The organism is Desulfovibrio sp. DV (assembly GCF_001936595.1).
Lineage (GTDB): Bacteria > Desulfobacterota > Desulfovibrionia > Desulfovibrionales > Desulfovibrionaceae > Solidesulfovibrio.
Window position 1 is genome coordinate 1 of the sequence record NZ_MLBG01000160.1, and the last position, 7,424, is coordinate 7,424.

The 7,424-nt window shown below is 64.2% G+C and carries 7 protein-coding genes; 3 read left to right on the forward strand and 4 right to left on the reverse strand.

Annotation, left to right across the window (positions count from 1 at the left end; genetic code table 11):
* The 3 genes from DVDV_RS20985 to DVDV_RS20995 all read left to right on the forward strand — a co-directional run.
* Positions 1 to 947 (forward strand): S1 RNA-binding domain-containing protein (locus DVDV_RS20985; RefSeq protein WP_139311701.1); only part of this gene is annotated, 947 nt, incomplete at its 5' end.
* A 110-nt stretch (positions 948 to 1,057) separates the two neighbouring features.
* The gene (locus DVDV_RS20990) at positions 1,058 to 1,492 is read left to right on the forward strand and encodes a MarR family winged helix-turn-helix transcriptional regulator (protein WP_075356526.1); all 435 of its coding nucleotides are present in this window, start codon (positions 1,058 to 1,060) and stop codon (positions 1,490 to 1,492) included.
* A 45-nt stretch (positions 1,493 to 1,537) separates the two neighbouring features.
* Complete coding sequence (locus DVDV_RS20995; RefSeq protein ID WP_075356527.1) at positions 1,538 to 2,674, forward strand: epoxyqueuosine reductase; 1,137 nt, start codon at positions 1,538 to 1,540, stop codon at positions 2,672 to 2,674.
* Between the two features lie 196 nt (positions 2,675 to 2,870).
* Here DVDV_RS20995 and DVDV_RS21000 read toward each other — a convergent pair whose 3' ends face one another.
* From DVDV_RS21000 to metF, 4 genes are all read right to left on the reverse strand, one after another.
* Complete coding sequence (locus DVDV_RS21000) at positions 2,871 to 4,058, reverse strand: sulfotransferase (RefSeq protein WP_083634860.1); 1,188 nt, start codon at positions 4,056 to 4,058, stop codon at positions 2,871 to 2,873.
* Positions 4,059 to 4,100: 42 nt separating this feature from the next.
* A complete protein-coding gene (locus DVDV_RS21005; protein ID WP_075356529.1) occupies positions 4,101 to 5,042 on the reverse strand; it encodes an aminotransferase class IV in 942 nt (313 codons plus the stop codon).
* Between the two features lie 317 nt (positions 5,043 to 5,359).
* Positions 5,360 to 6,385: an aspartate-semialdehyde dehydrogenase gene (locus DVDV_RS21010; protein WP_075356530.1), complete on the reverse strand. Its 1,026-nt coding sequence runs from the start codon at positions 6,383 to 6,385 to the stop codon at positions 5,360 to 5,362.
* A 107-nt stretch (positions 6,386 to 6,492) separates the two neighbouring features.
* The gene (gene metF, locus DVDV_RS21015; RefSeq protein WP_075356531.1) at positions 6,493 to 7,365 is read right to left on the reverse strand and encodes a methylenetetrahydrofolate reductase [NAD(P)H]; all 873 of its coding nucleotides are present in this window, start codon (positions 7,363 to 7,365) and stop codon (positions 6,493 to 6,495) included.
* Positions 7,366 to 7,424 lie beyond the last annotated feature (59 nt).

Consider the following 7,424-nt stretch of genomic DNA (forward strand, 5'->3'; position numbering starts at 1 on the left):
AAGACTTCCCCTTCACCATGCGCGTGGTCTCCCAGATCCTGGAGTCCAACGGTTCCTCGTCCATGGCCTCGGTGGCCGGCGCTTCGCTGGCCCTCATGGACGCCGGCGTGCCCATCAAGGCTCCGGTGGCCGGCATCGCCATGGGCCTTGTCAAGGAAGGCGACGACTTCCTGATCCTGACGGACATCCTCGGCGACGAAGACGCCATGGGCGACATGGACTTCAAGGTGGCCGGCACCGCTGACGGCGTCACCGGCATCCAGATGGACATCAAGATCACGGGCATTCCCCAGGCCGTCATGCGCCAGGCGCTCAATCAGGCCAAGGAAGCCCGCCTGCATATCCTCGGCCGCATGGCCGCCATCCTGCCCGCGCCGCGCCCCGAGCTGTCCGCTCTGGCCCCGCAGCTGGCCGTGGTGCATATCAACCCGGAAAAGATCCGTGAAGTGATCGGACCCGGCGGCAAGAACATCAAGTCCATCACGGCCGACACTGGCGCGTCCATCGACATCGAGGATACCGGCAAGATCTCCATCTTCGCCCCGACCCTCGAATCCCTGGAAAAAGCCAAGGCCCGGGTGGAATACTACGACCAGCACGCCGACGTGGGCGCCAACTACAAAGGCAAGGTCATCAAGATCATCGAGTGCGGCGTCATCGTCGAGATCCTGCCGGGTCTCGAGGGCCTGGTGCACGTCTCCCAGCTCGATGTGGAACGCGTGACCAGCCCGGCTGATGTGGTCAAGATGGGCCAGGAGCTCGAGGTCAAGGTGCTCGACGTCGAGCCGACCGGCCGGGTGCGCCTGTCCCGCAAGGCCGTCATCAACGAAGAGCGCGGCGTTGCCTACGATCCGGCCGACTACGCCAAGACCGGCGGCGGCGGCTTCAGCCGCGACCGCGACCGTGGCGGACGCGGCGGCGACCGCGACCGTGGCGGACGCCGCTAGTCCGGACCGCCTCAATTCGTCTGTACGGGGGATCTTCCGCAGGGAGGTCCCCCTTTTTTATGGCCCGGGATTCTTGACGACGGCGGCCCTGACGCCTATCATTCGTGCATATGCACACTTCATCTGCCCCAGCAACATCTCCCTGCCACTGCGCCAACCTGCGCCGGGCCACCCGGGCCGTCACCCGGTTTTACGACGCCACCCTGGCCCCAAGCGGCCTGACCGTCACCCAGTATTCACTGCTGCGCCACCTTGCCGCCCTGGCCCCGGCCACGGCCGGCGCGTTGGGCGAGGCCATGGGCCTCGATCGCACCACCCTGGTGCGCAACCTGCGGCCGCTGGCCGACCGGGGTCTTGTCGTCGAAGTCGCCGGCCAGGACCGGCGAGCCAAACCTCTGGCCCTCACCCCGGCCGGGCACGACGCCCTGGCCGCTGCCGCCCCCTTGTGGCGCACGGCCCAGGCCGCCGTGGCCGACCACCTGGGCCAGCCCGGACTCAAGCAACTGCTTGCCGGCCTGGCCGGGCTTGAGACCCTGGCCCCCTAGGGCCGGCTCCAATATGTGCATATACACTAAACAAAGGAGCGCACCATGCCCCTGACCGACGACATCAAGAACTACGCCCTGGACATCGGCTACACCGCTGTCGGCATCACCACGGCCGATCCCTTTGACGCCTACGCCGCCGATCTGACCGCGCGCGGCGAGGCCTACGCCTTTTATCGCAACAGTCCCCGCCGTCCCCTGGACGGCGCCGCCCCGCGCAGCCTCATGCCAACGGCCCGCTCGATCCTCATCCTGGCCTATGACTACGCCCGTCTGGCCTTTCCCGCGGCCCTTTGCGGGGTCATCGGCCGCATCTACCAGGCCCGGGCCTATTCCCCGCCGCCGCAGCGCATCCACGGCGCGCGCCGCCAACTGCTGGAGGCCTATCTGATCGAACGCGGCCTGACCATCGGACAAAACATCACCGTGCCCTTTCGCATGGCTGCCGCCCGGGCCGGCATCACCACCTACGGCAACAACACCTTTGCCTATGCCCGGGGCGGCAGTTCGTTTCTTTCCCTCGACGCCATGGTGGTGGACGCCGAGTTGGCGCCAGACGCCCCGAGTCTCGCCGTCCGCTGTCGCAAGGGCTGCACGGCCTGCCAGGATGCCTGCCCGACCGGCGCGATCCTCGGGCCGCTTCGTCTGGACCCCAGGCGCTGCATCACGTTCCAGAACTGCTTTGCCCGCGACGGATTTGCCCCGGGCGTTACCGGCACGATTCCCCTGGAGTTTCGCCAGGCCATGGGGCAACGGGTCCATGGCTGCGACGCCTGCCAGGAGGCCTGCCCGCGAAACAGGCCCCGCCTGACGGCTGCCCTGCCGTCCGATCCGTTCCTGGAGCGCTTTGCCGCCGGCTTTCGCCTGACCGATCTCCTGGCCATGGACGAGGCCTATTTTGCCACGACCGCCCAGCAGCTCATGTACAACTATATCCGCGAGAGGAAATATTTCCAGCGTAATGCCGCCATTGCCCTGGGCAACCGTGGCGACGACGCGGCCATCCCGGCCCTGGGCACGGCCCTTGGCGATCCCGAAGGGCTGGTGCGGGGCCATGCGGCCTGGGCTTTGGGACGCCTGGGCGGGGGAGCGGCCCGGCGAGCCCTGGAAGCGGCCCGGACCGGAGAAGCCGACCCGATGGTGCGGACCGAAATCGACCGCGCCCTGGCCGGGGCGGCCTGAGCCGGCCGGAATGGGACGGAAAGGGGGTTGGTACGGACGGCAGTTTGATTTCCAACACGAGGAACCGGCCGGCCGTGTCCACTGGTTGATTTGTCCTGTCCAGGCCGGCTGGCTGAAGGTGGGCAGAGAGCCTCGGGATTACAGAAAACGAGACAGAGCGAAACAGAAAGGCCGCAACTGCCCGTGCTGCGTCTGTTTATGGCAGGGGCCTGGCTTCGTACAAACAGTCGCCAGCCATTTCAAGCAACCGCCGGTCCCTGTGCATCGCATACACATCCCGGAGATATTGGCAGTAGTCCATTCCCTTGTCCCGGACGCCCATGTCGCGCAATTCATTGGCGACGGCTTCATAGCCAAGGGCCACAAGGGTATCCCTGCCTATGGCCGTAAGGAGTATGGCCAGTTCGTTTTTATTGAATGTTGTGCGCCATTTTCCAATACTCTTTTGATGCGGTGTTGTCGTGGCCAGCACGTTTCGATCACCAAGGCCATGCTCTTTGTAAGCACTTCCCTCCAAATCGAATTTTTCAATGTTCTCGTGCATTGGAAAGCCGAGAAACGAGACCAGCGAAGACAGTGCAGCGGCAGGATTCCGGGTGAGTGACTCATAACAGAGTGTATACGTATTTTTATTCTTCCGCCTGGACTCCTTCGCCAGCAGCTCAAGGCCGAGCACAAAGTCCATGGCGTGGGGCGTATCGCTTTGCTGCCTGATGGCTAAGGCTAGGTCAACGCCCCATGAATTCTTGTAGGAAGCGGCCACATCGAGCGGGTTTCGCACCAGAAACAGGCTTTTTGCCGTAGGAAATACTTTCAGTATGAAGTCAAAAATACAATAATACCGGGGCGTCTTGTCGATAAAATGGCCCTTCCCGGCAATCTGGAGTTTCTCCTGGTAAAGGGCCCGGGCAAAAACCCGCAGCGCCTTTATCCGCTGCGCTTCCGGCAAAAAGGCCTGATACCCGGTCCCGATCAAGCCTGCCCCGGCCGGGTGGGCCGGATGGGTTCGCCCGAGCGCTTCCAGGGCCAGCATGATCCAGGGCTCCGGCGGACAATGGATCGAGGGATGGTTATTGAGCATGACGCTTAACAAGGTCGTCCCGGACCGCGGCAAACCAAAGACAAAGGACGGAACGGGTGAACGCATCGGCGTAACCTCTTCTGTTAAACGGACCGGGCCGGCGCCTTGCCGCTTTGGCCAAGAGACGTTTGGGCCTCGCCTGGGGGAGCCGTCCCCGGCGTACAGGCACCGCGCCAGCAGCCGGAGCGCGAGTCCCTCTCCAGGTCCAGGCCAGCGCCCCGGCAAGGAGAGTGGCTGCAAGCCGCGCCAACGCTCGGGGCGGATAGGCCGGGTCCGGCTCCGGGCTATGGCTCCGGGGGCCATTGGCCGGGGAGGGGCCGGGCCGCCGCCCAGCGTGCTCCGCCCCTAAAACGCCGTGCCGTTGGCCGCAATATCGGCCACAAGGCGTTCTTTGAGGCGCAGCGACACCGGGCCGGGCGCACCGTTGCCAACGGCTTTCCCATTGTAGCGCACGATGCTCAGGCAGTCGTTGGTGGTGCCGAGAATGAACATCTCCCGGGCCGTGGCAATGTCTTCTTCGCGGATGCCGGTAAAGACCACTTCGATCTCGCCCTGGATAAGTTCGATGGCCCGCAGCAGCGTGGTGCCGGTCAGGGCATTGGTCAGTTCCGGCACGACAAAACGGCCGGCAGCGTCCACGATACAGATGTTTTCGGTGGCCCCTTCGGCCAGAAATCCCTTGTCGTCGTAGCACACCGGGTAGTCTTCGCCGCGCTCGGTGGCCTCGCGTTTCATGAGCACGTTTGGCAGGTAGTCGATGGATTTGATGCGGGCCAGATAGTTCTGCTTGGCCGGGACGGAGGTGCGAAAGGCGGTGACGCCCTTGGCAAAGGCGGCGGCCGGCCGGGCGTGGAAGGCGTAGGCCACGATGGTCAGGCTCGGAGTCGGGCATTCGGCCGGATCGATGCCAAAGCCGCCCGGCCCGCGGCCGATCAGCACGCGCACCATGCCGTCGTCGGCCCCGCCGGCCCGGCAGACTTCCAGGGTCAACGCCGCCACTTCGTCCCAGGGGCAGGGCGGGGCCAAATGGATGGCCGCAGCCGAACGCTCCATGCGGGTGAAATGCGGCTCGATCTGATAGAGCCGGCGGCCGAGGTATTTAAGCGTCTCGAAGACGCCGTCGCCGCGGTGGACGAGATGGTCGTCGAGGGGGATGAGCATGAGGCGCGGGTCTTGGCCGATGACGCCGAGGCGGTGGTCGTAAAAAGCCAGGACAGAGGCGCTGCCGGGACGCGGAGCGGCCAGCAGGCGGTCGAGATAGGTGCTGGCGTCAACGATGTCGGCCATGGAGTACTCCTTATAAAAATGGGGGAAACGGCGTTACCCGTTTCCCCCGTTTGCCCCCCTGCGGGGGCCTTTGCAAGCACAGTTTCGGAGTGGCTTCCCGCCCCTCCCCTCATGTGGGGGGTCCGGGGGCCTCAGGCCCCCGGCCGCCGGAACAACGGCGGTTCCTGTCAAGCTGGCACTGCACATTGCTCGACCGACGGGGTTTTTCCCGCCTCTCTTCCACCGCCGCGGCAACGCCGCTCCCCTATACCCTTTGCCTCCAGGTGGGATTCCAAAGGGCACTGCCCTTTGGCCGCCGGAGGCATCTTCCTTCTCTCTTAAACGCGGACCTTGTCGCGGGCAATCAGCAGTTCGGCGATCTGCACGGCGTTAAGCGCTGCGCCTTTGCGGATGTTGTCGGCCACGATCCACAGGTGCAGGCCGTTGTCGATGGTGTTGTCTTCGCGGATACGCCCGACAAAGACCGGATCTTCGCCCGCAGCCATAAGCGGCATGGGATAGATCTTCTCCGACGGGTTGTCGTAAACCACGATACCCGGGGCCTGGGACAGGATGGCCCGGGCTTCCTTGGCAGTGATTTTTTTTACCGTCTCGATGTTGACCGACTCGCTGTGGCCGTAAAAGACCGGCACGCGCACGGTAGTGGCCGTCACCTTGATCGAATCGTCACCCATGATCTTGTTGGTTTCCTTGATCATCTTGACTTCTTCAAAGGTGTAGTCGCCATCGGTGAACACGTCGATCTGGGGCAGACAGTTGAAGGCAATCTGGTGCGGATAGACCTTCACGTCTGCTTCCATGCTGTTAAAGAGCTGACGCACCTGGCCTTCCAGCTCGGCAATGGCCTTTTGGCCGGTGCCGGACACGGCCTGATAGGTGGAGACGATGACGCGCTTGATCGTGCCCACGTCGTGCAGGGGCTTGAGCGCCACCACCATCTGGATGGTCGAGCAGTTGGGGTTGGCGATGATGCCCTTGTGCCAATCGACGTCGGCCGGATTGACCTCGGGCACCACCAGCGGCACCTCGGGGTCCATGCGCCAGGCGCTGGAATTATCGATGACCACGCAGCCGGATTTGACCGCAAAGGGGGCAAACTGTTTCGAGGTTGAGCCGCCGGCGGAAAAAAGCGCGATATCGACGCCTTCGAAGGATTTCTCGGTCATCTCCTCGACGGTCAGCTCGCCCCCGGCAAAAGGCACGGTAGTGCCGGCCGAACGCGACGACGCCAGCGCCTTGACGGTTTTGGCCGGAAACGCCCGCTGTTCCAAGGTCTTCAGCATCTCGCGACCCACGGCTCCCGTGGCGCCGGCCACAGCCACAACCAACTCGCCCCTGCCCATACGATCCTCCGTGAAGCAGTATGTGTATGCCACCGGCGGGTGCAGGAAGTCTCCCCGCAACCCGACCGGGAGGAGCATCCCCCCGGACCCAGTAGCGAAAAAAAGGCTTAGTAATCCAGGCCCGAGACAATGGAGAGCACGGCCTCGGCCTTGTTGAGCGTATACAGATGGACTCCCGGCGCGCCCCGGGCAATCAGATCCCGGGCCTGCCTGCGGGCATACTCGATGCCGATTTCCGCCACGGCGGCAGCTCCGCCGGCCGCGTCGGCAGCCTCAAGCTCGGCCATATAGGCCGGCGGCAGGCTCGCGCCGCAAAGCGAGGCAAAGCGCTTGATGCTGGCCAGGCTCAAAACCGGCAGCACGCCCGGAACCATGGGCGCGGTGATGCCGGCCGCCCTGGCCTTGTCCACAAAGGCGAAATACTTGTCGTTGTCGAAAAAAAGCTGGGTGACGACGAAGTTGCCGCCAAGGGCGAGCTTGCCGCCCAGGCGCTCCAGGTCGGCCTCGGGAGATGCTGCCTCGGGATGCACCTCGGGATAGCCGGCCACGCCCACGCACAACTCCGGATACTCCTGGCGAATAAAGGCCACAAGATCGGAGGCGTGCTGGAAATCCTCGGAATCCGGGACGAAATGCTCCTGCCCCTTGGGCGGATCGCCGCGAAGGGCCAACACGTTGTCCACACCGGCGGCGCGCAGGGCGTCGAGAAAACCGCGAATCTTGTCCCGGCTGGCCCCGACACAGGTCAGGTGGGCCATGGGCTCAAGGCCATAGGCGGTTTTGAGGCGCGAAACGATTTCCAGGGTATGGGCATGAGTGCTGCCGCCGGCCCCGTAGGTGACCGAGACAAACAGCGGGCGCACCGGCAAAAGCCGCTCCACCACGCCGAAAAATCCTTCCCAGGCCTCCCGCTCCTTGGGCGGGAAGAACTCCAACGACACGAACGGCCGCCTGGCCTCCATCAACTCCCTGATTCGCACGCGATCTCCTTATGGGGATGGGAGAGAGCAAGAGAACCGGGGGAAAACCCCTTTTTGCA